This window comes from Salmonella sp. NW884, assembly GCF_051700745.1.
In the GTDB taxonomy this organism is placed as follows: Bacteria; Pseudomonadota; Gammaproteobacteria; order Enterobacterales; family Enterobacteriaceae; genus Salmonella; species Salmonella enterica.
The window spans coordinates 838,564-861,976 of the sequence record NZ_JAMMDE010000001.1 but is presented as its reverse complement, the minus strand read 5'-3'; the positions used below and the strand labels follow the sequence as shown (position 1 = coordinate 861,976).

General features: G+C 51.1%; 22 protein-coding genes, 1 tRNA gene and 1 pseudogene. 7 read left to right on the top strand and 17 right to left on the bottom strand.

Annotated elements, in window-relative coordinates; all coding sequences use genetic code 11:
* Positions 1-79: 79 nt before the first annotated feature.
* On the bottom strand, positions 80-727 hold the full coding sequence (narP, locus tag NA197_RS04370; RefSeq protein ID WP_001115497.1) for a nitrate/nitrite response regulator protein NarP: 648 nt from the start codon (positions 725-727) through the stop codon (positions 80-82).
* A gap of 729 nt (positions 728-1,456) precedes the next feature.
* On the opposite strand from narP, the gene pagL reads away from it, so the two are divergent.
* Entirely contained in the window at positions 1,457-2,020 is a 564-nt protein-coding gene (gene pagL / locus NA197_RS04365) for a lipid A 3-O-deacylase PagL (protein WP_000281877.1), read from the top strand.
* 192 nt (positions 2,021-2,212) lie between these two features.
* Here the strand turns inward: pagL and NA197_RS04360 are convergent, their stop codons facing one another.
* The 5 genes and pseudogenes from NA197_RS04360 to NA197_RS04340 all read right to left on the bottom strand — a co-directional run bounded on the left by NA197_RS04360 (position 2,213) and on the right by NA197_RS04340 (position 4,627).
* A complete protein-coding gene (locus NA197_RS04360) occupies positions 2,213-2,416 on the bottom strand; it encodes a DinI-like family protein (RefSeq protein WP_023234545.1) in 204 nt (67 codons plus the stop codon).
* Positions 2,410-2,502: pseudogene (locus NA197_RS04355) on the bottom strand (hypothetical protein); the annotation flags it as partial. The gene NA197_RS04360 and the pseudogene NA197_RS04355, both read right to left, overlap by 7 nt.
* Positions 2,458-2,534: transfer RNA gene (locus NA197_RS04350), tRNA-Pro, on the bottom strand. The gene NA197_RS04350 and the pseudogene NA197_RS04355, both read right to left, overlap by 45 nt.
* Positions 2,535-2,607: 73 nt before the next feature.
* Positions 2,608-4,368 (bottom strand): LPS biosynthesis-modulating metalloenzyme YejM, encoded by a 1,761-nt coding sequence (gene yejM, locus NA197_RS04345; RefSeq protein WP_023234546.1) that lies wholly within the window; start codon positions 4,366-4,368, stop codon positions 2,608-2,610.
* A 31-nt stretch (positions 4,369-4,399) separates the two neighbouring features.
* A complete protein-coding gene (locus NA197_RS04340; RefSeq protein WP_001135904.1) occupies positions 4,400-4,627 on the bottom strand; it encodes a YejL family protein in 228 nt (75 codons plus the stop codon).
* 179 nt (positions 4,628-4,806) lie between these two features.
* On the opposite strand from NA197_RS04340, the gene yejK reads away from it, so the two are divergent.
* Together yejK and NA197_RS04330 are read left to right on the top strand one after the other, a co-directional pair.
* The gene (gene yejK / locus NA197_RS04335) at positions 4,807-5,814 is read left to right on the top strand and encodes a nucleoid-associated protein YejK (RefSeq protein ID WP_000050806.1); all 1,008 of its coding nucleotides are present in this window, start codon (positions 4,807-4,809) and stop codon (positions 5,812-5,814) included.
* 27 nt (positions 5,815-5,841) lie between these two features.
* Complete coding sequence (locus NA197_RS04330) at positions 5,842-6,462, top strand: hypothetical protein (RefSeq protein WP_064001110.1); 621 nt, start codon at positions 5,842-5,844, stop codon at positions 6,460-6,462.
* A 108-nt stretch (positions 6,463-6,570) separates the two neighbouring features.
* Here NA197_RS04330 and rplY read toward each other — a convergent pair whose 3' ends face one another.
* Positions 6,571-6,855: a 50S ribosomal protein L25 gene (gene rplY / locus NA197_RS04325; RefSeq protein ID WP_000494192.1), complete on the bottom strand. Its 285-nt coding sequence runs from the start codon at positions 6,853-6,855 to the stop codon at positions 6,571-6,573.
* A 124-nt stretch (positions 6,856-6,979) separates the two neighbouring features.
* Positions 6,980-8,740, bottom strand: coding sequence for a DEAD/DEAH box helicase (locus tag NA197_RS04320; protein WP_064043429.1), 1,761 nt, complete (start codon positions 8,738-8,740; stop codon positions 6,980-6,982).
* A gap of 151 nt (positions 8,741-8,891) precedes the next feature.
* Between NA197_RS04320 and rsuA the strand changes: the two genes are divergently transcribed.
* The 3 genes from rsuA to NA197_RS04305 all read left to right on the top strand — a co-directional run bounded on the left by rsuA (position 8,892) and on the right by NA197_RS04305 (position 11,540).
* Positions 8,892-9,587: a 16S rRNA pseudouridine(516) synthase RsuA gene (gene rsuA / locus NA197_RS04315; protein WP_001234836.1), complete on the top strand. Its 696-nt coding sequence runs from the start codon at positions 8,892-8,894 to the stop codon at positions 9,585-9,587.
* A 27-nt stretch (positions 9,588-9,614) separates the two neighbouring features.
* Positions 9,615-10,805, top strand: a complete 1,191-nt coding sequence (locus tag NA197_RS04310; RefSeq protein WP_000213349.1) for a Bcr/CflA family multidrug efflux MFS transporter — start codon at positions 9,615-9,617, stop codon at positions 10,803-10,805.
* Positions 10,806-11,195: 390 nt separating this feature from the next.
* Positions 11,196-11,540, top strand: a complete 345-nt coding sequence (locus NA197_RS04305) for a YejG family protein (protein ID WP_001094639.1) — start codon at positions 11,196-11,198, stop codon at positions 11,538-11,540.
* Between the two features lie 3 nt (positions 11,541-11,543).
* Here NA197_RS04305 and yejF read toward each other — a convergent pair whose 3' ends face one another.
* The 9 genes from yejF to yeiP all read right to left on the bottom strand — a co-directional run bounded on the left by yejF (position 11,544) and on the right by yeiP (position 22,564).
* Positions 11,544-13,133, bottom strand: coding sequence for a microcin C ABC transporter ATP-binding protein YejF (yejF, locus tag NA197_RS04300; RefSeq protein ID WP_064043428.1), 1,590 nt, complete (start codon positions 13,131-13,133; stop codon positions 11,544-11,546).
* Position 13,134: 1 nt separating this feature from the next.
* Positions 13,135-14,160 carry an ABC transporter permease gene (locus NA197_RS04295; RefSeq protein ID WP_001137761.1) on the bottom strand — a complete coding sequence of 342 codons (1,026 nt, stop codon included), beginning with the start codon at positions 14,158-14,160 and terminating at the stop codon, positions 13,135-13,137.
* Positions 14,160-15,254 carry a microcin C ABC transporter permease YejB gene (locus tag NA197_RS04290; RefSeq protein ID WP_000501623.1) on the bottom strand — a complete coding sequence of 365 codons (1,095 nt, stop codon included), beginning with the start codon at positions 15,252-15,254 and terminating at the stop codon, positions 14,160-14,162. Before NA197_RS04290 ends, NA197_RS04295 begins: the two co-directional genes overlap by 1 nt.
* A gap of 9 nt (positions 15,255-15,263) precedes the next feature.
* Positions 15,264-17,069: an extracellular solute-binding protein gene (locus NA197_RS04285; protein ID WP_000561742.1), complete on the bottom strand. Its 1,806-nt coding sequence runs from the start codon at positions 17,067-17,069 to the stop codon at positions 15,264-15,266.
* Positions 17,070-17,175: 106 nt separating this feature from the next.
* Positions 17,176-18,732: a cyclic di-GMP phosphodiesterase gene (locus NA197_RS04280; RefSeq protein WP_064043427.1), complete on the bottom strand. Its 1,557-nt coding sequence runs from the start codon at positions 18,730-18,732 to the stop codon at positions 17,176-17,178.
* A gap of 325 nt (positions 18,733-19,057) precedes the next feature.
* Positions 19,058-19,630 carry a bifunctional murein DD-endopeptidase/murein LD-carboxypeptidase gene (gene mepS, locus NA197_RS04275; protein WP_000241015.1) on the bottom strand — a complete coding sequence of 191 codons (573 nt, stop codon included), beginning with the start codon at positions 19,628-19,630 and terminating at the stop codon, positions 19,058-19,060.
* 413 nt (positions 19,631-20,043) lie between these two features.
* Positions 20,044-20,763, bottom strand: a complete 720-nt coding sequence (locus NA197_RS04270) for a phosphatase PAP2 family protein (RefSeq protein ID WP_000178091.1) — start codon at positions 20,761-20,763, stop codon at positions 20,044-20,046.
* 29 nt (positions 20,764-20,792) lie between these two features.
* Complete coding sequence (locus NA197_RS04265) at positions 20,793-21,779, bottom strand: CobW family GTP-binding protein (protein ID WP_000169350.1); 987 nt, start codon at positions 21,777-21,779, stop codon at positions 20,793-20,795.
* Positions 21,780-21,991: 212 nt separating this feature from the next.
* Positions 21,992-22,564: an elongation factor P-like protein YeiP gene (gene yeiP / locus NA197_RS04260; protein ID WP_001136822.1), complete on the bottom strand. Its 573-nt coding sequence runs from the start codon at positions 22,562-22,564 to the stop codon at positions 21,992-21,994.
* A gap of 324 nt (positions 22,565-22,888) precedes the next feature.
* Between yeiP and NA197_RS04255 the strand changes: the two genes are divergently transcribed.
* Entirely contained in the window at positions 22,889-23,143 is a 255-nt protein-coding gene (locus NA197_RS04255; RefSeq protein WP_023209193.1) for a zinc/iron-chelating domain-containing protein, read from the top strand.
* The last annotated feature ends 270 nt before the right edge of the window (positions 23,144-23,413 follow it).

The window sequence follows — 23,413 nt, the reverse complement described above, 5'->3', positions numbered from 1 at the left end:
ATAGAGCGCAGTATCCGGCTGGCGCAGGAGAAATAAGACCCTGACGGCCCGGTGGCGTGGCGCCATCGGGCCTGGCTTGTTACTGTATTCCGCGTGTTTGTAAAAATAGAATGGTCGCCGCGACGCGTGAGCGCACGTTTAGCTTGCGAAGTAGATTACGAATGTGCACCTTAACCGTCTGCTCAGAAATATTCAGTACTGACGCAATCTGTTTGTTAGAAAGCCCCTGCGCCAGCTCATGCAAGACATCTAACTCTCGTTCGGTCAGGATACTAAAGGGATCTTCCTGCGCGCCAAACCGTTCGCGCTCACGCAGATATTCATTGACCCGATCGCTAAAGACTTTACCGCCGTTAGCGCCTTTGCGAATGGCCTCCAGCAGCACTTCCGGATCGCTATCTTTGAGCAGATAACCGTCGGCACCGGCGTCGATCAGCGCGTAGATGTCGCTGGCGGAATCCGAGACGGTAAGAATAATAATTTGCGCCGTCACACCATCCCGGCGTAGCGCGTTCAGGGTATCTAACCCGCTCAGACCTTTCATATTCAGATCCAGCAGGATCAGATCGGGCTCAATGCGATTCGCCAGATCGATCGCACTCGCCCCGTCACCCGCTTCGGCAACGACATGAAAAGCCGGGTCCAGTTCCAGTAATTGACGAATACCTCGCCGCATAAGTGGATGGTCGTCCACAATAAGCACCTGAAAAGGTGTTACTTCAGGCATGCTGTATCTCCTGAGTTTTATTAGAATGATTATTGTTTTCAGCGCGGAAATCGTCCAGATTTGCCACATTGTCAAGCGCGTAAATTTTACCCTAATTAGTGCATGGGTAAGTAGTAAAACCTGTGACAGGCGAGTCATTAGCTGAACGATAGAAAGGATAAAACAACCTGTTGTGAGAGAAAACAGAATACTCCCTGAAGTTGAATACTGGTCTGGACGCTTTTTTCGGACAATGTGACATAACAGAAGTGTGGCATATGTTGCTGCGCCCTTGCACCCGTAAGTCCAGACTATCTTTACTGGCAGGAAATTCCTTATTAAAAGTCATAGCGTCTAAAGCTTGTCATTATTAACAAATTATTTTAACTGAATTTATTTATGGTTTTATTAATGTCAATGAAATACATCTGAGCAGAACGAATAAACCGCGACATCTGTTAAATTAAATATTAAGTCAATAGCAGAGGTATTTTTATGCGATAAAGAGATTCTGACGATATTCTTATCATAAATGAAAATGTGGTCAGAAATGAGTGTCATTCACTTATAACTTATCCTGGATGTGCCTGAACAACACTCGCGGCGTTTTGAGCACCCGTTGGGGCGACTCAAGGGGAGAACGTAGTGTGGATGCTATATCAGCCGTTTCTGTGAGCGTAAGCATGGCGTAGAAAATTTTAAATATGTTAGCCGGTTAAAAATAACTATTGACATTGAAATGGTGGTGGAGTGTATATGAAGAGAATATTTATATATCTATTATTACCTTGTGCATTCGCATGTTCTGCTAATGATAATGTTTTTTTTGGCAAGGGCAACAAGCATCAGATCTCTTTTGCTGCGGGAGAAAGTATAAGAAGAGGAGGGGTTGAGCACTTATATACGGCTTTTCTGACATACAGTGAACCCAGCGATTTTTTCTTTTTACAGGCAAGAAATAATCTGGAGTTAGGAGGATTTAAGGCTAAGGGTAGCGATGATTGCAGTAAACATTCTGGCAGCGTTCCCTGCAATAAATATAACCAGGGCGTATTGGGTATCTCGAAGGATGTGGCGCTGGTTCATTTCGCTGGTATCTATACCGGTATTGGTCTGGGGGCTTATATAAAATCTAAGTCGCGAGATGATATGCGTGTCAATTCTGCATTTACCTTTGGAGAAAAAGCGTTTCTTGGCTGGAACTTTGGGGCTTTTTCTACAGAAGCTTATATCCGGCATTTCTCGAATGGATCACTCACGGATAAAAATTCAGGGCATAATTTTGTAGGTGCTTCAATTAGTTATAATTTCTGAAGTTGAATAACAATTAGCGAGTTGCTGGCTGAAGGAGTAATTAATCACCGTACGTTGTCTACAAAAACGTGTTGTGACTAGCCGATCGTTATCGACCCTATGGCGACAGGGAGGCTAATTGTTAGTGACAAAGAAGTGGTAGGCCGTTTACCTTACCAGAACGTTTTATTATTGCTGCGACAGATTGCTTACTCATTTACCTGCCACTACAAACATTTCTTCCAGCATAGGGTGTAGATGCGCTTTTTCTGTTTTAGTACAAACATGGTTTACGTTATTTGCCTGCATTGACTTTACGTTGACCACTGCACGGGAAAGGTGTCCGATCAGTTTATGCAAAATCAGTTCATGCAAAATAACGTCTCTGGCATCAGCTAACTTTTTAATTGTAGGCATAAAAAAACCAGCCCTGAGAGGCTGGTTTTTAAGGGGAATTTTGGTCGGCACGAGAGGATTTGAACCTCCGACCCCCGACACCCCATGACGGTGCGCTACCAGGCTGCGCTACGTGCCGACTTGTGGGTGCTAATACTACCTCTTTCCAACGCGAATGCAAGGGGAAACGGTGCTAACTGATTTATAATTAATCAGTTAGCGATAAAACGTTTCTCTTCTGTTAGCACTTGCAGCAGCAGACTGAGCTGCGGCTTCTGATCTTTGATCTTCTCGCCGTGTAAGTCATAGGTCTGATAATGACCGTTATTATTGAGCACCAGGGTCATTTGCGGCGTCGTGATTGCCAGCGTACTGCCGTCTGCCGCCGTTACCCAGTTATGACGACGTGGAACGGTAAAGATGTCCTGGCCCTGTGAATATTCGTTCGCTGGCGTGCTGACATGTAACAGGCGTTGCATCAACGTGGTCATCACATCGGTATGATCGGTAAGCACATTAATACGCTGCGCAGGCGTCCCCGGCCAGTGGATCACCAGCGGTACTTGCAGATGACCTTGCGACCAGTCGAAGCGATTTTCTTCCGGCGTCAACGGTATGCCGCGTCCTGCGGTAATGATCACGACAGTATTGTCGAATTTACCGGCCTCTCGCAGCGCGTTCAGAACCCGATTGATTTGCGCATCCACGTCGCTGGCGGCACTGGCGTAACGCTTAACAAAATTTTTCTGGTTACTGTCATCAATATTAGTACCGTTAAACGATATCCATGAGAACCAGCGGTTATCTTCCTGTGCGTAGCGCCCAAGCCAGTCTATCCACTGGCTGGCCGTTTGCGCATCAGACTGCGTTTGCGCTGCCGGCATCGAGAAATCGGACAGTAATGCCTGACGATAAAGCGGGCTGGCGAAGCCATCCGAAGAAAACAGTCCCAGTTGGTAGCCTTGCTGATTCAACGCGGTAATGAGCGCCGCAGGCGTTCTGGTGGATAACACGCCATCCATATAGCCTGGCGATATGCCATAGAACAGGCCGAAAATACCGTTATCAGTGGTATTCCCTGAACTCATATGACGGGTGAAGTCGATGTTTTGTTCGGCAAATTTAGCCAGCTCCGGCATCTGCTTCTCAAAGCGAGAATAGTTCAGGCCGTCTACGGTAATGAGCAGCACATTCTGACCGGTGCCCATATCGCGATAGTGCAAATTGCTGAGCGGGTACTGTACGGAGACCGCTTCCGGATTGCCTTGCTCTACCAGACGGCGCTGATATTCCTGCGCATCCAGCAGACCGTGTTTTTCAAGAAAACGTCGCGCCGTCATTGGATAAGAGAGCGGCAGGTTTGCCCGCTGCATGGTAATCGGCCGGTAAAAATTAGCGTCTGCCCAGATGTAGATAAGATGCGATGCGATAAAGGAGACGAAAAAGAATGCCGCAAGCGGCCTTGCGAAATGGCGACGGCGCGTGAGACTGCGCAGCTTTTGCCAACTCCATGTCGCAAATAGCATCTCAATCAATAAGATAACCGGCACGCTAATAAACATAAGCTGCCAGTCGCGCGCCATTTCGTTCTGGTCAGGGTTGATGACCAGCTCCCAGACAATGGGATTAAGATGCAAGTGAAAACGGGTAAAGACTTCGCTGTCGATAAGCAACAACGTCATGCCCGCGGTCGCCAGAATGGCTGATAAAAACCGCATCAGCCGCTGGGACATCACGATAAACGTGAGCGGAAAAAGAATAAGCAAATAGGTGGCGAACACCAGAAAGCTAAAGTGCCCGACAATGCTCAGGTAGGAGTATATGCGACCCGCAAGCGTTGTCGGCCAGTCGGCGACAAACAGGTAACGGCTGCCGAGCAACGTAGCCAACAGTATATTGAACAGAGCGAACCAGTGCCCCCAGCTAACCATCTGGGAGACTTTTTCACGGTAGCGCTGACGATGAGTTACCATACCTGTCGCTTGTTTCTCCGGAGTCGGCTTTTTAGTGCGCGTTGTCTTCGCTAATCGAAGACTGCAAGGCGCGGGCAAAAGAGTTCGCAATCGCCTGGCGTTGAGCCGGCGCCACGCTGGTGTTGATAAGGTTGGTGACCATATTTCCCAGCACCATCAGGGAAAGATCGGTCGGCGCCTTATGTTTTTCCAGTACACTGAGCAGTTCGCTCAGCAATTGTTCAACATGTTCATCACTATAGCGGGAGAGTTGTGGCATAAATCAAAATCTGTTTGTTCATGAAAGGGCAACATATTACCGTAGCAACAGTTTTTTTTCTGCATTTTTATCCCCTAAATCATCCGCGTTACGGATAACGCCTGAAATGACAGGGCGATTGCTTGCGTCTTCCGGCAGGCGGTGGTTGAATACCGCCCGGTCTTAAAGGAGAGTTTATCATGAGTCTGGATATCAACCAGATTGCCCTGCACCAGCTTATCAAGCGCGATGAGCAAAATCTTGAGCTGGTCTTGCGCGATTCATTGCTGGAGCCGACAACCACCGTTGTCGAGATGGTGGCTGAACTGCATCGGGTCTATAGCGCCAAGAATAAGGCGTATGGCCTGTTTAATGAAGAGAGTGAACTGGCGCAAGCGCTGCGGTTGCAACGTCAGGGGGAAGAAGATTTTCTTGCCTTTAGCCGGGCGGCGACCGGACGCCTGCGTGACGAACTGGCGAAATATCCCTTTGCGGACGGCGGCATTGTATTGTTCTGCCATTATCGTTACCTGGCGGTGGAGTATCTGCTGGTTACGGTACTGAACAACCTGAGCAGTATGCGGGTCAATGAAAATCTGGACATTAACCCGACGCATTATCTTGATATCAACCATGCGGATATCGTGGCGCGTATCGATCTTACCGAGTGGGAAACTAATCCGCAATCGACCCGCTATCTGACGTTTCTCAAAGGTCGGGTAGGGCGCAAGGTCGCTGACTTCTTTATGGATTTCCTCGGCGCCAGCGAAGGGTTGAACGCCAAAGCGCAGAATCGCGGCCTGTTGCAGGCAGTGGATGATTTCACCGCAGAAGCGCAGTTGGATAAAGCGGAACGTCAGAACGTGCGCCAGCAGGTGTACAGCTACTGCAACGAGCAATTACAAGCCGGGGAAGAGATTGAGCTGGAATCGCTGTCTAAAGAGCTTTCCGGCGTCAGTGAAGTCAGCTTCAGCGAATTTACCGCCGAAAAAGGCTATGAGCTGGAAGAGAGCTTCCCGGCAGATCGCAGTACGCTACGCCAGTTAACCAAATATGCCGGCAGCGGCGGCGGGTTAACGATTAACTTTGATGCGATGCTACTGGGCGAGCGGATTTTCTGGGACCCGGCGACCGATACCCTGACTATCAAAGGGACGCCGCCGAATTTGCGCGATCAGTTGCAGCGACGCACGTCGGGCGGGAAATAAAGGCATACGACATAAAAGGACGCCGTAGTGAGTAAAGGAATACGACAGAAGCCGCCTGTCAATTTCAGTTTATTTCGGCAGGTTTTGTATGCGCACATTGTCGCATTTTTGATGATGTTGGTGCTCGGGATGGTGTTCACCGTTCTCTCGTTGGTACTGTTTTATACTTATGGCGCCAACTGGTTACTGAGCTTGTTCATATGCCCGCTGTTCTTGTTAAGTGGTTTATTCATTACTGGATTTGCTTTTAAATCAACCTGGTCCAGCATACGTTACTATTACGACAAGGGGCAGTTGAAACGGTATGGACTCAATCTTGATGCAACTTTGACGCATAAAGAGAAGGTGGAAATACGCATCGATAATGCAAAGCGTCAAGTGCGTGTAGATGAACTGGAGCTCCATGTCTTATTTGATTTTCAGTTTGATAGCAAGACATGGAGCTGCGGCGACTTACTGACCAATGAAAAGGTATTTGATGCGTTGAATGGCGGGCAAACGATACCAATACGAATTTTGCCATGGAAACCAGAAAGTGCCAGCGTTCGTCAACGGGCATTATTCAATCGGCTTAAAGGTATGAATACCGCGGCGGAAACTACAGATCCTCGATTAGGGGAGGCGCTAATTGAATATGGCGAGGTGTAAGAAAGCAGAAAAGTAAAGTGGGTTCTCGTTGCTCTGCATGTCGTCAAATTCAATTAAACGCATAAAAAAACCCCGCCGGGGCGGGGTTTTTCTTCAACTTCCAGGCGATTACGCGCGAACGAAGTCGATGTGAGTCAGCTTCGGTTTGTAAGCGTGACGCTGTACAGCCTGAGCTTTAACTTTTACTTCTTTACCGTCAACAACGAGGGTCAGAACTTCGCTGTAGAATTCAGCTTTAGCTTGCATGTTCATCACCTGGTCGTGGTCCAGTTCGATAGCAATCGGGGCTTCAGAACCGCCGTAGATGATTGCCGGGAACTTGTTAGCGGCGCGCAGGCGGCGGCTCGCACCCTTACCCTGCTCTTTACGTACTTCTGCGTTGATAGTAAACATTTAAATCTCTCTTTAATAATTCCTGCTACAGGCGACCCAGCAACAGGTAAGTGATCTGCTTTGCGTATGCAAAGGCGGGCGGGATTCTATACTCAAATCGCCGTTACATCAATGAAAAGTACGATTAACCACGTAATTCGTGCGCCCGGCGGAAGCGGCCTTCATAGTCGAACACTTTTTCACGCACCTGCCAGTACTGGCCTTTCATCCGCGCGACCACAAAATCGGGATGCCGCAACAGCGCCTGCTGCGCGACAATATCCGCCGCCGTGATCCAGCGTAAAGGAACGCCGGGCGTGCGGGTATGCGGGCGAATAAATAGCTGTTCGAAAGCGGTACGCTGGGCGGGCGTGTGCAAGCGGAAGCGCTCACTGACATCCGCGCCGTCCTCGTCATAGTAAGTGATTTTCAGCCATTCGCCTTTCTCATCCTGCCCATGCTGCATCGTCATTCCGCTACAGCGCAGGACTAACGCATCCTTGAGCCTGAGCGCCGCTTTTAACATATCGTCCGGGTCGACCAGAATGGCGTCACATTCCCGGCAGCGTCGGGCGGCAATATCGTTTTCGGCATTACACTGCGGGCAGTTTTTGAAGCGAAAGCGAAAATCGCACTGCTCGCGATGGCCGTCGTCATCGTCAAACCAACCCTGGCAGCGACGGCCAAAGTGTTCAATCAGCGTGCCGTCGGCAGTGGTTTTCCCCCAGAAGGTGTTGGCAAAGCCGCAGGCCGGGCAAAATACCTGGACAGGGACGTTATCGCTTTTTCCCTTCGGGCTACCGACCTCCGGGGCATACAGGTCGTGCGGGTTGCCTGCGTAATCAAGAATCAGGCAATCGGTCTTTCCCGGCGCAAGGCGCAGACCACGCCCGACAATTTGTTGGTAAAGACTAACTGACTCCGTGGGACGTAGAATCGCGATGAGATCAACGTGTGGGGCGTCAAAGCCGGTGGTCAGCACCGAGACGTTAACCAGATAGCGAAAACGCTGCGCCTTGAAATTATCAATCAGCGCGTCGCGCTCGGGCCCTGGCGTATCGCCGGTAATCAGCGCCGCGTCGTCCGCCGGAAGCAAACCGACAATCTCTTTCGCATGTTCGACCGTGGCGGCGAAAATCATCACGCCTTTGCGCGTTTGCGCAAATTCCATAATCTGGCTGATGATGTGCGGCGTAATCCGCTGCTGCTTTTTCAGCTCGCGGTTCAGGTCGGCTTCGCTGAACAGCCCATTGCTTTGGGCCTGCAGACGGCTGAAATCGTATTGGACCACTGGCATATCAAGCCGCTCAGGCGGCGTCAGATAGCCGTGTTTAATCATATAGCGCAGCGGCAGTTCATAAATACAGTCGCGAAACAGCGCGTTGTCGTTGCCGCGCACCATACCGTGGTAATGAAATTGATAAATCCAGCCTTTTCCGAGGCGGAAGGGCGTGGCGGTGAGCCCAAGCAGACGTAAGTGAGGATTAACTTTACTCAGGTGAGTGAGGATTTGCTGATACTGACTGTCTTCATCGTCACCGATGCGGTGGCATTCATCGACAATCAACAGCGAAAACTCCTCCTGGAAGGCGTCAAGATTACGCGCCACCGACTGTACGCTGCCGAACACGACTTTGCCCTGACTCTCTTTACGTTTGAGTCCGGCGGCGAAAATATCTGCTTCCAGCCCCAGCGCGCAATATTTGGCGTGGTTCTGCGCGACCAGCTCTTTCACATGCGCCAGCACCAGTACCCGTCCGCGGGCGACGCGCGCCAGTTCGGCGATCACCAGGCTTTTACCTGCGCCGGTCGGCAGAACAATCACGGCGGGCGTACGGTGGCGGCGAAAGTGGTTGAGCGTGGCGTCTACGGCTTCTTGCTGGTAGGGGCGGAGTGTAAAAATCATGGTCTCACTACGTTAAACGGTTCCGGGAATAGTATGCCATGAATCATTTCCCTTGAGGGATATAGTTAGCCCGCTATACTGAGCGGATAGCAATTCCCTTTTTTCGGGTAGAATGCCCGATTTCCGTATTATTACAGGCTAAATCACACACATGCGACTTGATAAATTTATCGCTCAGCAGCTTGGCGTCAGCCGCGCTATTGCCGGGCGTGAAATTCGTGGTAACCGCGTTACCGTCGATGGCGACATCATTAAAAATGCGGCCTTCAAACTGCTCCCGGAACATGCGGTTGCGTATGACGGCAATCCCTTAGCGCAGCAACACGGGCCACGCTATTTTATGCTTAACAAGCCGCAGGGATACGTTTGTTCAACCGATGATCCCGATCATCCAACGGTGCTGTATTTCCTGGATGAGCCGGTGGCGTATAAGCTGCATGCCGCAGGACGTCTGGATATCGATACTACCGGTCTGGTGTTAATGACAGATGACGGTCAGTGGTCGCACCGCATTACGTCGCCGCGCCATCACTGTGAAAAAACCTATCTGGTGACCCTGGAGTCGCCGGTGGCCGACGATACGGCAGCGCAATTTGCGAAAGGCGTGCAGTTGCATAATGAAAAAGATCTCACTAAACCCGCTACGCTGGAGGTGATAACGCCTGTGCAGGTTCGTCTGACCATCAGCGAAGGCCGTTATCATCAGGTGAAGCGGATGTTTGCCGCAGTAGGCAATCGCGTTGTGGAACTGCACCGCGAACGGATTGGCGCCATTACGCTGGATGAGAATCTGGCTCCCGGCGAGTACCGCCCGTTGACTGAAGAAGAAATCGCCAGCGTCGGCTAACTATCTCGTTAAATTCAGGAGTTCGATGTGACCACCCGGCAGCACTCTTCCTTTGCCATTGTCTTTATTCTTGGCCTGTTGGCCATGTTAATGCCGCTGTCGATTGATATGTATCTTCCAGCGCTGCCGGTGATTTCTGCGCAATTCGGCGTGCCTGCCGGTAGCGCGCAGATGACGCTCAGCACCTATATTCTGGGGTTTGCGCTGGGTCAGCTTATCTATGGACCGATGGCGGATAGCCTCGGGCGTAAGCCGGTCATCCTGGGCGGGACGCTGGTATTTGCCGCTGCGGCGGTCGCCTGTGCGTTGGCGCAGACTATCGATCAACTGATCGTGATGCGTTTCTTTCACGGTTTGGCGGCTGCGGCGGCAAGCGTCGTCATCAATGCGCTGATGCGGGATATTTATCCAAAGGAAGAGTTTTCGCGCATGATGTCATTTGTCATGCTGGTCACTACGATAGCGCCGTTAATGGCGCCCATTGTTGGCGGCTGGGTGTTGGTATGGTTAAGCTGGCACTATATCTTCTGGATACTGGCCATTGCGGCGATTCTGGCGTCAGTCATGATCTTTGCTCTGATTAAAGAGACGCTGCCCGTTGAGCGGCGTCAGCCTTTTCATATTCGTACCACAATAGGTAACTTTGCCGCGTTGTTTCGCCACAAACGCGTACTGAGCTATATGCTGGCGAGCGGGTTCAGTTTTGCCGGTATGTTCTCTTTTTTGAGCGCGGGGCCGTTTGTCTATATCGAAATTAATCATGTTCCGCCGCAGGATTTCGGCTACTACTTCGCGTTGAACATCGTATTTCTGTTTGTGATGACGATTATCAACAGCCGTTTTGTCAGACGGGTAGGGGCGCTAAACATGTTTCGGGCCGGGCTATGGATTCAGTTTGCGATGGCGGTATGGATGGTTTTCAGCGCGCTGATGGGCATTGGATTCTGGGCGCTGGTGGTCGGCGTTGCGGCGTTTGTCGGCTGTGTGTCGATGGTTTCGTCCAATGCGATGGCGGTCATTTTGGATGAGTTTCCGCATATGGCCGGAACGGCGTCTTCGTTGGCGGGCACTTTCCGCTTTGGTATTGGCGCTATCGTCGGCGCGTTGCTGTCGCTGGCTACCTTTACCAGTGCGTGGCCGATGATTTGGTCGATTGCGCTTTGCGCCGCCTGTTCCATTCTGTTTTATCTCTACGCCAGCCGTCCCAAAAAACGGTGACGGGCGCGCTGTCCCTCAATGGCGCCGAAGAATGCGCAGGCGGCGTTGGGGGACGCTATCCGCTACACGATGGCAAAGCCAAACGGCTTTCATAGTTGATGTATATCAATTACCAATTCATCATTTTCCTCCTTTATGTTTATTTTATGTAAAATCCATTTATGTAAAAAGTCACATCATTGTAGTTAAAAAGGTTGAGTTAGATCGCAGAAACGGGTACATATAGCCCGCCGCTATCTCCGCGTCGGTAAAACTATTTTAACTCCCGCTTGCTGTAGAGCCACTGACGGAGAGAAGGGCGTTAGCAATCTGTTTAAGGACGGGTTGTCAATGATGTGTTAATATAAATGTAAGCAAATTGTGAAGTAATTGTGCTTCCGGGGAAAGAAAGTGAATACATTACAGCTCTCAATTGTTCACCGTCTGCCGCAAAACTATCGCTGGTCGGCGGGTTTTGCGGGGTCAAAGGTTGAACCGATTCCGCAAAACGGGCAGAGCACCGAGAATAGTCTGGTGGCGCTTAAACTGTTGAGTCCGGCAGGCGATAGCGCGTGGTCAGTGATGCATAAGCTCAGCCAGGCGCTAAGCGATATTGAAGTTCCTTGCTCCGTGCTGGAGTGCGAAGGGGAACCGTGCCTGTTCGTTAATCGTCAGGATGAGTTTGCCGCCACCTGTCGGCTGAAAAATTTCGGCGTGGCGATAGCGGAACCTTTTTCTAACAATAATCCTTTTTAGGCGTCAGCTTAACGCGAGTAGCTGACGCGTATAGGCCTGTTGCGGTGCGGTAAACACGCGCTCGCATTGCCCCTGTTCAACCACCTCCCCCTGCCGCAGCACGATAACCTGATGGCACAGCGTGCGTACTACATGCAGATCGTGGCTAATGAAGATATAGGCCAGACGGTGCTTTTGCTGGAGCGATTTCAGGAGGGCAAGAATCTGCGCCTGAACGGTTTTATCCAGCGATGAGGTCGGTTCATCCAGAATAATAAGCGACGGTTTTAAAATCAGCGCCCTGGCGACGGCGATACGTTGACGCTGGCCGCCGGAAAACTCAGCGGGGTAACGATGCCGTGTTTCCGGGTCCAGGCCGACTTCCATCATGACCGCTTTCACCTGCTGTTCGCGCTGCGCGCCTGAAAGCGTAGGCTGGTGGACGCGCAGGCCTTCTTCGATAATTTGCAACACGTTTAAACGCGGGTTTAGCGATGAGTTCGGGTCCTGGAATACGACCTGGATACGGTGGCGAACAGGTAAAAGCTGGCGGCGGTTTAACGTATCCAGCGATTGACCGTCAAACACGATGCGGCCTTCGGAGCGGATAAGCCGTAACAGCGCCAGACCGGTGGTACTTTTTCCCGATCCTGACTCGCCGACCAGACCCAGCGTTTCGCCTGGATGCAGGGTGAAACTGATATTGTTAACCACCACATTATGATCCACGACGCGCTTCAGAATGCCTTTGCGGATCGGGAAGGCGACGCGCAGCCTGTCCACCTCCAGCAACGGCGTCTGCCCGGCGGGGAGCGGAACCGGATCGCCTGTGGGTTCGCTGTTGAGTAGTTTTTGCGTGTACGGATGGGTCGGCGCGGAGAGCAGCGTGTCGGCGCGTTGGTTCTCTACGCACTTGCCGTGTTGCATTACCGCCACCGAATCCGCCAGTTTTTTTACAATGCTGAGGTTATGGGTGATAAACAGCAATCCCATATTGAGCTCGCGCTGGAGTTCCCGCAGTAGAGATAAAATCTGCGCCTGTACGGAGACGTCGAGGGCGGTGGTCGGCTCATCGGCGATCAGTAATTCCGGTCGTGTTAACAGCGCCATGGCTATCATGACGCGCTGGCGTTCGCCGCCGGAAAGCTGATGCGGATAATCGCGCAGACGCTGGCTCGCCTGGCGGATACCGACCCGATCCAGACAACCGATCATCTCCGCTCTTGCCGCCTCCCGACGCATTCCCCGGTGGAGCGAAAGCACTTCATAGAGCTGTTTTTCCAGCGTATGCAGCGGGTTAAGTGAAACCATCGGTTCCTGAAAAATCATGGCGATTTTATTGCCGCGTACGCTGCGTAGCGTCTGCTCGCTGGCATGAAGCAATGATTCGCCGTGAAAGCGAATATCGCCGGAGAGGTAGACGGCGGGAGGGGTAGGCAAAAGACGCAGAATGGAAAGCGCCGTCACGCTTTTTCCTGACCCGGACTCGCCGACCAGCGCCAGCGTTTCCCCGGCGTTCACCTGTAACGAAATGGCGTTAACGACAGGGCGCACGTGCTGTTGCTGACGGAAACCTACCGATAAATTTTCAATCGCAAGCAATGGAGATGTCATCTTATACCGCCTTAGCAGGATCAAAGGCGTCGCGTACCGCTTCGCCGATAAAAATCAGCAGCGATAGCAGAATGGCGACAGACAGAAAGGCGGCGATCCCCAGCCAGGGAGCCTGTAAGTTGTTTTTCCCCTGTAAAAGAAGTTCGCCGAGAGAAGGGGAGCCAAGCGGCAGACCAAATCCCAGAAAATCCAGCGACGTCAGGGTGGTGATGGAGCTACATAAAATGAACGGTAAAAATGTCAGGGTAGCGACCATCGCATTAGGCAACATATGGCGCAGGATAATGTCACGATCGCTGACGCCAAGCGCCTGCGCGGCGCGGATATAGTCAAAATTGCGGGTCCGTAAAAACTCGGCGCGCACCACGCCCACCAGACTCATCCAGCCAAACAGTACGGTTATGGCCAGCAGCCACCAGAAGTTAGGCTGCACTACGCTGGAAAGTAAAATAATCAGAAACAGGGTCGGCATCCCCGACCAGACTTCGATGAGACGTTGCCCCCATAAATCGACTTTGCCGCCATAATAGCCCTGTAGCGCGCCCGCCAGTACGCCCATGACGCTGGAGCAAATCGTTAACATCAGGCCGAATAAAATAGAAATGCGGGTGCCGTACAGGATGCGGGCGAAAACGTCGCCGCCATTCGCATCGGTGCCCAGCCAGTTTTTCGCCGAAGGCGGGGAGGGGAAAGGCTGCGTGGTGGCAAAATTAATGGTATTGGCGCCAAAGCGTACGGGGGCCCACAACACCCAGCCCCGATTCTCAAGCTGCCGTTGTAGCCAGGGGTCCTGATAATCTGCCGTTGTCGCCAGCGGGCCGCCGAAATCGCGCTCGCTGTAATTTTTTACCAGCGGAAAATACCACTGGCCTTCATAGCGCACCAGCAATGGCTTATCGTTAGCAATCAGTTCCGCGCATAAGCTCAGGCTGAACACTACCAGGAAAATCCATAGTGACCAGTAGCCCCGGCGATTATGGCGGAAACGCGCCCAGCGGGCCTGATTGACCGGGCTTAATCGCGGCATTATCGTCCCTCAAAATCAATGCGTGGATCGACCAGCGTATAGCTGATATCGCTCAGGATATTCAGTAATAAGCCAATCAGGGTAAAGATATAAAGCGTACCGAACATCACCGGATAGTCGCGCGAAACGGTTGCTTCATAACCCAGCAGCCCCAGGCCGTTGAGTGAGAACATGACTTCAATTAGCAGCGAGCCGGTGAAAAACATACTGATAAAAGTGGCGGGAAACCCGGCGATCACCAGCAGCATGGCGTTACGAAAAACATGTTTCCAGAGAATGTTTTTTTCACTCACGCCTTTAGCGCGAGCGGTAACGACATACTGTTTACGCACCTCGTCGAGAAACGAATTTTTCGTCAGCATCGTCAGGGCGGCAAAACCGCCGATGACGGTCGCCAACACCGGTAGCGTAATATGCCACAAATAATCGGTAATTTTCTGGTACCACGGTAACGTGTCAAAGTTGGCGGAGACCAGGCCACGTAGCGGAAAGATATCGTAGTAGCTGCCGCCGGCAAAAAAGACGATTAATAAAATAGCGAACAGAAAGGCGGGGATCGCATAACCGATAATGATAAACGCGCTGCTCCACACATCAAAGCGACTGCCGTTATGGACGGCTTTGCGGATCCCCAGCGGGATAGACACCAGATAAATAATCAGCGTGCTCCATAATCCCAGGGTAATGGAGACGGGAAGACTATCTTTGATCAGCGTTAGTACGGATGCGCTGCGAAACAGACTGTCGCCGAAGTCAAAAGAGAGATAGTCCCGTAGCATCTTGAAATAACGCTCATGCAGCGGTTTGTCGAAGCCGTAGCGATGGGTGATCTCCGCGATCACCTCCGGATCGAGTCCCCGGCCGCCGCGATAATGGCTGTCGCTGATATTGCCGACGCCGGTTTGCGCATGACTGGCGCGAACGCCTTCGCCGCTGGCGCCGGGCAACGCGCCGCCCTGGCCAAATTCAATCGCGGCAATAGCCTGATCGACAGGGCCGCCGGGAGCGATCTGCACGATAAAAAAGTTAATGGTAATAATGGCCCATAGCGTGGGGATCACCAGTAACAGACGACGGATAAGATAGGCGCCCATTGATTCTTACTACCTCCTGGCTGCCGGTAGTTTGGCGGCTTTGTTGACATCATACCACCAGGTATCTAACCCGATGGTATATACCGGGCGAATCGCCGGATGGGAGAATTTATCCCACCAGGCGAGCCTGTCTTGCGCCATATACCACATCGGCAGCATGTAATAGTTCCAGGTCAGCACGCGATCCAGCGCCCGTCCCAGCGGCACCAGTTTCGCTTTATCACCCTGCGCTGCGATAATTTGCGCGATCAGTTTATCCACTACCGGGCTTTGTACGCCGGGAGCGTTATAACTGGAGTCAATGTATTCCGACGCCCATGAGATTTGTAGATCGGAGCTGGGCCAGGGCATCGCCCGCCATAGCCTCGGCATCATGTCATAGTCGCGGCTACGCATCCGGTTGGTGAGTTGAGAATTATCAACCTGACGGATAGTCATCGTAATGCCCAGACGCTGAAGATTATGCTGAAAGGGCAGAACCCACTGGCTATTACTGCTGGCAGGAAGGAGAAGTTCAAACGTCAGGGGCTTACCGGTGACGCTATTGACCCGTTGCTGTCCGTTGATCACCCATCCGGCCTGCGTCAACAAGGCGTCAGCTTTAAGAAGATTTTCGCGATCGTAGCCGTCGCCGTTAGAGACCGGCGGCTGATAGATCTGAGTGAAGACTTCAGGAGGAAGATCTTTTTTCATCGGCGCGAGTAATACCAGTTCGTCGGCGTCAGGATAATTTCTGGCGGCGTACTCGGTATTCTGGAAGTAACTGTTGGTTCGGCTCCAGGCATTATAGAACAGCGCTTTATTCATCCACTCAAAATCGAAGGCCAGGGTGACAGCTTCACGTACCCGCCGGTCTTTAAATACCGGGCGCTGAATGTTAAAGGCCAGCCAGCGTGTGTCCTGCGCCGACTCGTTTTTCTGCTCTTCTTTAATGATGTAATGATTATCGAAATTTTTACCGATGTAGCGCGTTGCCCAGTTTTTAGCGTCGTTTTCCAGCCGTAGATCAAATGCGCCCGCTTTAAACGCCTCGAAAGCGACATTGTCATCAAGGTAGTAATCGTAGCGGATAGTGTCGAGGTTAAAACGTCCACGATTGACCGGCAGATTAGCCGCCCAGTAGTTTTTGACGCGTGAATAGACAATGTACTGGCCCATTTTCCACTGAGTAATCCGGTATGGCCCGCTGGCTAAGGGCGGCGTTGAAAGCGGATCGCTAAGTTTGTGATTTTTCCAGAATTTTTCGGGCATGATCGGTAATGAAAACAGACTAAGCATGTCTTCTTTACCAGGCTTCGCCAGCTCAATTCGCACGGTTAAAGGCGCAATCGCCTTCACGGTAGTACCTTTATAGACCAGACGGAACTGCGGTACGCCTTCGGTCATAAACTTATGAAAGGTAAAGGCCACATCGCGGGCGGTAATGGGCGTGCCATCGTGAAAACGAGCGCGGGGATTAATCGAGATTTCCACCCAGGAATAGTCGGCGGCATAGCGGGCATGGTCGGCAATCAGCGGGTAATAGCTTCCGGGTTCATCATCCGAAGTGGTAAAAAGCGTATCGTAAAGGGCTTCGGTACGTACGCCGGGATTGCCGCGCAGCGAGTAGCGATTGAAATTATCGAACGTACCAATGGCGGAAAGCGTCATCTGACCGCCTTTCGGCGCAGCAGGATTCACATAATCAAAGTGATCAAAGTTAAAAGCATACTTAGGTTCGCCGAGTACGGCGAAAGCGTAGCTTTCTTTGATTTCCTGGGCCTGGGCGCCAGCGCTAACCAGTGCGACAAGCAGAAGCATTACGCGCGCAATCATCTGAAGGCGGTTTCCTTATCGTATTGCCCGCTGCAAACCGGCAGGCGTTTCGCTGAATAATAAGTGACGTTGCGTCTGATGTGAATCCGTTAAAACCGTAAGGGGACTACCATTCAGGCACAGAAGGCGCCGACATCCACAGCACGAAATCTTTTAGGGGTAAAGGACGACTAATCCAGTACCCCTGCAAGTAATTAACACCGTGATCGCGTAGCCAACGGGCCTGCTCCGGCGTTTCAACGCCCTCGGCCACCGTCAGCATATTCAGGCGTCTGGAGAGCGTCAGCACGGTATCCAGAACCGGAGACGTGACGGTTTCCGTGCCGATCGCCTGGATAAAACCGCGATCAATTTTCAGATAATCTAAAGTAAATCGCTCCAGATAAATCAGGGCGCTATGGCCTGTACCGAAATCATCTATAGCGATTTCAAACCCGGCGGAATGCAGCCATTCGAACAGTTTGGCCGCTTCATACTGCTGAAGCATATCGCGTTCAGTGATTTCCAGCACAATATGAAAATGGTGCGCGGGCAGGGCGTCCCTGAGCCGGTGCATATCCTCTTTAAAACTGTCGCTGTGCAGATGTTCCGGCGCGATGTTAATGCCAAATTTGGCACCGACGGGCATCACCTTCTGTAGCGTGGGTGCGTCGCGGGCGATCAGCTCAAACAGATGCTGCGTTAACGGTACGATAAGTTGCTGCGCTTCGGCATAGTGGATAAAGGCATCCGGCGGAATCTCGCCTGCCGTAGGGTGACGCCAGCGCAGTAAGACTTCAAGCCCGGTGACGCTTAGCGTACGAGTATCGACGACGGGCTGATAAACCACATAAAACTGCTCGTGTTTGATCGCCGTTAAAATCTCTTTGCCCGGTCGCGTCCGGAGGGCATAGATAAAGTAACAGATAAACCCCGCTACGATGCCGCTAATGCAGCCCAGCATCAACGCATACCACAAGTCATTGTAGGTCCAGCTATCGGCATAAAGCTGTATTTTAAGCGGCAGGCCGTTGATAGTTGCCTGTCGTGAAGGCGTGCCCGGCAGCTCCGTGACGGTCAGCAGACGCGAAGAAAAGGTCGACAGCGCGGTATTGCCGACAATCAGCGCGATGCCGTTAAAATCGTCCTGGCGCGTGGTATAGAGTAAGTAGGGCGTCAGGTTAATATTCAGCGATGTGAATACGCCGCTGTCATTTAATAATGGGTTTCGATACCAAATCACCATTGTCGGTTTGTTGGGCATCATTGGCGTGCCGGGCAGAATCGCCATAGCAACGTTTTTGCGGATATCTATATCCGGTACCAGTTGCTGAAGCGGCATATTCATGGCGCCAGTGGCGGAAGAGCAGAACACTTTTTTATCTTTAATCAATAAGAAGGCGCGGACATTAAGGCTAAAAGCGGCTCTTGAGGTGAGTTCTGCGCCAACCTGCTGACAGGTGTTGATCGTCAACGGTTGAAGAATATCGGTGGTGGCTTTCAGGTCGGCGAAATAGCTGGCCAGGTAGTGTTGTACATCAGAAAGGAGCGTATTGTATTTAACATCCCGTTTATGCCACGACAGGAAAAATTGCAGGCTACCAATAAGTAATGCTGCCGCCATCCCCGTAATGATACAGGTAAGCAGGATTTTCCGACCGGAAGAGGAGTCGCGTGTTAGCATAATTCCTGGTGTGACCTGAAAAGGCGGATGCCGGTTAAACTGGTTGATTTATAAGACTATAGCCTGGATTACCCCGGATAGTCATGCTTTTCTGTGATGCGCAGGAAAGCGTATTGTCGCAGTAGGCGTTGGGGGAAACGACCTGAATGCCTGATGGCGCTATGTTTATCAGGCCTACGTTCGTGTGTTGTAGGCTGGATAAGAGGCCACACGTCGCCATTCGGCAAAACGGGTTCAGAAGGGATAATAAGCAAAAGCACTGCCGAAGCAGTGCGTTTTATGTCGTCTCATCAGGTAAGCCAAGGGAGGTGCTGCCTGATGAAGATTAACTGCGGCTCAGAACTCGACGCGCTTCATTGTAGCGTTTTTTCCAGTACGGTTCGTTCATACTGGAGATAATGACGCCGCTACTGGTAGACGCATGGACAAACTGGTTATTGCCGATATAAATACCGACATGGCGACCAGTGGAACCGGCGCGGAACAGAACCAGATCGCCCGTACGCAGGTTATTGCGTGAAACTGCTTTGCCCATTTCCTGCTGTTCATAGGTTGAACGCGGAAGCTCTAAACCAAACTGTTCACGGAAGGTGCGCTGTACAAAGCTGGAACAGTCGACGCCTTTCTTAGTGCTGCCGCCCAGGCGGTAACGCACGCCTTTCCAGTCAGCATACTGATCCATAATCCGCGACTTAACGTCGAGGTTACGCACCATATTTTCAAATTCATCCTGAGAGGCTTGCAGTGAAGAGCTATCGCTATTGCCCACAGCATGCGTCTCAGAATGCATATTCTTTGCGGTATTGGTGGTTGTGCTACAAGCAGAAAGCAGAACCGCAACTGCAATCGCAGGAATCCCGCGCAAAATATATCTCAAAATCGGTTGAGATTTGACCATGTTGTTTGTTTTCCCTTGAAGTCCTTAACGATAAATATCGTTATAAAAATGCCAAACGTGATGAGACTAATTACCTGCACAGCTTGAGACAATTCTTTGTGCACAAATCTGTGGCGGAACGCACAAATTTATTCGCAATGAGAATAATTATCTGGCGAGGCAAAACGAGTTTGAGATTACCCGATTGTTGCTGTCATTGCGAGCGATTTCGCGTGATTTTTTATAAGAATTTATGATACGAAAAGTGAGCTATCAGCACGGGTCAAATTAAGCGCAAATCGTTTAAAAATCGTGCAACCTGTTCATTTTGCAGAGGAATAATATGACCGAAAAATGATGGGCTGGGGGAATATCATCATAAATTACCTTCAACGATGTAAAACTATCGCTGAAGGTAATGTTAATTACATAGGTTATTTGTTTAAAATTTGTTTATTTCCGCCCGGGAGATAATTCTCAAAAAGCGCTATCGCCCGGTCGCTGAGCGGGGTCATCAGCCACCAGGGGAGGCCAATCAAAATAACCGTGAGCGACCCGACCACAATATCGGTGAACCAGTGAGCGCCAATCATAACGCGCGGAAACGCGAAAACCACAAATATAATAAGGGCGATAATCCCCGCCGTTTTGCCGAAATAACGCAGCATAAAGGCGGAAAATATCAGCAGCATCATACCGTGATCGCCTGGGAAACTGTCTTTTGACGCGTCTTTTGTCGGGATGTGCAGCAACTCGCTGACGCGATAAATATGCTCAAAAGAGAGCGTTGGGCTGGCGCGCTTGACGGGGATCAGCGCCTGACCGAGTTGGTTAAGCACCACCGCTGTTAGCAGCATGACCAATCCGATTATCACAATGCGCCGCCGGCCCGACGCGTCTTCTTTTAGCCAGAAACTGAGCATCAGTCCGCCCATCGCCAGCAGCGAACAGCCGTCAAACGCCCGATTATTGGTAATAGCGACCCACCAGAGGAACGCGTGGCTTTCCACCAGTTTCTGGTTAAAGAAGTGGAATATGCCGGAATCAATGGTGAACCAGAAACCGTGATTGACGGGAAGATACCATGACAAAAACAGCGCCAGACCGGCGGCATTAAGCAGAATTATCAAGGAATAGCGGGTTTTCATCGTCATTTCGCCATAGTTTTTAAACGGTGGCAACCTTACGCGTGCGTCGCTAAACGAAGCTTCAACAAGGCCGTCTGTAACGTATTCCAGTCGGTTTCTGTGTTTGAGATAAGTTCAACCCGGCTATCCGGCGGCGCGACACTCTGTGTTTCGATGTGCAGGTCATCGCCCTGGCGATTGATGCGTACCAGCCCCTCTTGTATGCGCATAACGCCTTTCACCCGGCCCACCGGCGCCAGACGCGCCCATTCGAGTAGGCCAATGGTGTCAAACACGGTATCGGCATCGAAAATCCAGCCGCAGGCCTGATGACCCTGTCCGCTATTGAGGCTGCGTCGCCAGCGCTGCTGTGCGGGCAGATTTAGCGCGGCGAGTCCTTTTTTACTGGCATGAGTGTGAGAATGCGCGGCGCTGGCCGGCAGTTCCGCCAAATTTTGTCGCGGTAAATCCAGAAGCTTACCGTCTATCTGTCCATGTTCGGCATGAATCAGTTGACGATCGCCGCCGTACTGTCGCCACCACTGTTGCAGGGCGGCATCGCTCTGCGCCGTGGCGCGATCGGTCTTATTGGCGATGATAATATCGGCTGAGGCGAGCTGATCGCGGAAATTTTCATTGGCGACGCTCTGTTGGTCCAGTAGCAGGCGAGGGTCAAGGATGCAGAGCGTAGCGCGTAAATCAATCCACGGCTCATAAACCGGCGCAGTTAATAAATCCAGAATCTGTTTTGGGTGCCCCAGTCCGGTTGGTTCAATCAGCAACCGGTCAGGTTTGCCCTGGCGCAGCAGCGTGTTGAGCCCCACCTGCATAGGCAATCCATTGACGCAGCACATGCAGCCGCCGGGGATCTCTTTTAGCAGTGCGCCGCTGTCGGCAAGCAGCGCGCCGTCAATACCCACTTCACCAAATTCATTAACCAGGACGGCCCACTTTTCAGCCGGATCTTTATGAGCTAATAAATGAAGGATAGAGGTGGTTTTTCCGCTACCGAGAAATCCAGTAATAAGATTGGTTTTGGTCACGTCAGCTCCAGAATATTGATACAACATAACAACTTTTAATAATCCTGGCGAATAAACGTGAAAAAGAGAAGTGCTGAGTTGACGAAGTCGTGCTTCTGCCATCTTAAGAGCAGAAAATGTTAAATTTTTAACGTTTCTCTTGCCTGGTGCAGAACAGTCAATAAATAAAAGGGGCAGACTGCGCCCTGGGGCGCAGCCGAAAAATGTGAAACTTAATCCGCGCGCCCCATATAACGGCGCTCTTCGATATGAATGCGGATTTTCTCACCTGCGCTCAGGTATTCGGGAACCTGAATCACCAGACCGGTGCTTAATGTCGCGGGTTTGTTACGTGCGCTGGCGGACGCTCCTTTAATACCCGGCGCGGTTTCGACGATTTCCAGATCCACGGTCTGCGGAAGCTCTAGCGCCAGCAGTTGGCCGTCCCAGGTCAGAACCTGCATATCCGGCATTCCGCCTTCAGGCATAAACAGCAACTCTTCTTCAATCTGATCTTTGGTGAAGGTATACGGCGTATAGTCTTCTTTATCCATGAACACATATTCGTTGCCATCGACATAAGAAAAGTCAACGCCGCGACGGCTCAGGGTGACGGTATCAACGATATCGTCGCCTTTGAAACGTTCTTCCACTTTCAGACCGGTGCGGACATCGGAAAAGCGCATTTTATACAGTGTGGCGGCGCCACGGGCGGTAGGCGACTGAATGTCGATATCTTTCACAATCAGCAATTTGCCGTTGTAGTTCAGTACCATACCTTTTTTGATTTCGTTCGCTCTTGGCATCGAGGAGATCCTGTTGTAGAGATTATCTAAAATATCGCGTAAAACTACTCGCGCCGGGCCGTCCAGGCAAGTGGAATTGTCACTTTTGCTGGTGCAAAAAAGGTGATACTGTTCGCCCGCTTTCCGCTCCACGTTCAACGAGAATACGCGATGGCATGTCGCCTGGAGGGGGGAAGTGTGCTGTGTTGTCCCTTCTGTTTCCAGCCTTGTCTTCGGAATGTCTGAGGACAGGCCTGATCATGATGACGTCCACATTTTAAATCTGGATTTTTCTTTGGACAAATTCTGTTATCTTTCATTTGGTTATAAATAGAGGGGCTGAGCATGGACTGTCGTAGCGGTTGTGGCGCTTGCTGTATTGCGCCTTCAATTTCGTCGCCGATACCCGGAATGCCGAATGGCAAGCCGATGAATACCAGATGCGTGCAGCTTTCGGAAGATAACTTGTGCCTTATCTTTGGCTCGCCTTTACGCCCAAAAGTGTGCTCTGGTTTGCAACCGGCAGGGGACATGTGTTTAACGACCCGGGAAGAGGCCATTATTTATTTGCTGGAACTCGAACAGAAAACCTTACCATGAGCTAAGAGCCTAATGGGATAGGCTCTAAGTCAGCTGTTTTTGATAAACGTGCAGGGGCTTACGTTATATCCCGAAATAGTCTACAAAAGCTGCGCATCAAATTACCTCCTTTTACCATTAAATAGCGTAATACATGCTTCCCTTATTTCGTGGCTTCTGAAGCGGTAGATGTCGCCGCTCAACCCCGTTGGTGCCTGAGCGTGTACCGAACAAACCGTCACATAAAACAAAAACGATCAATTTTATTTATATGATAGTTTTTATCTATTA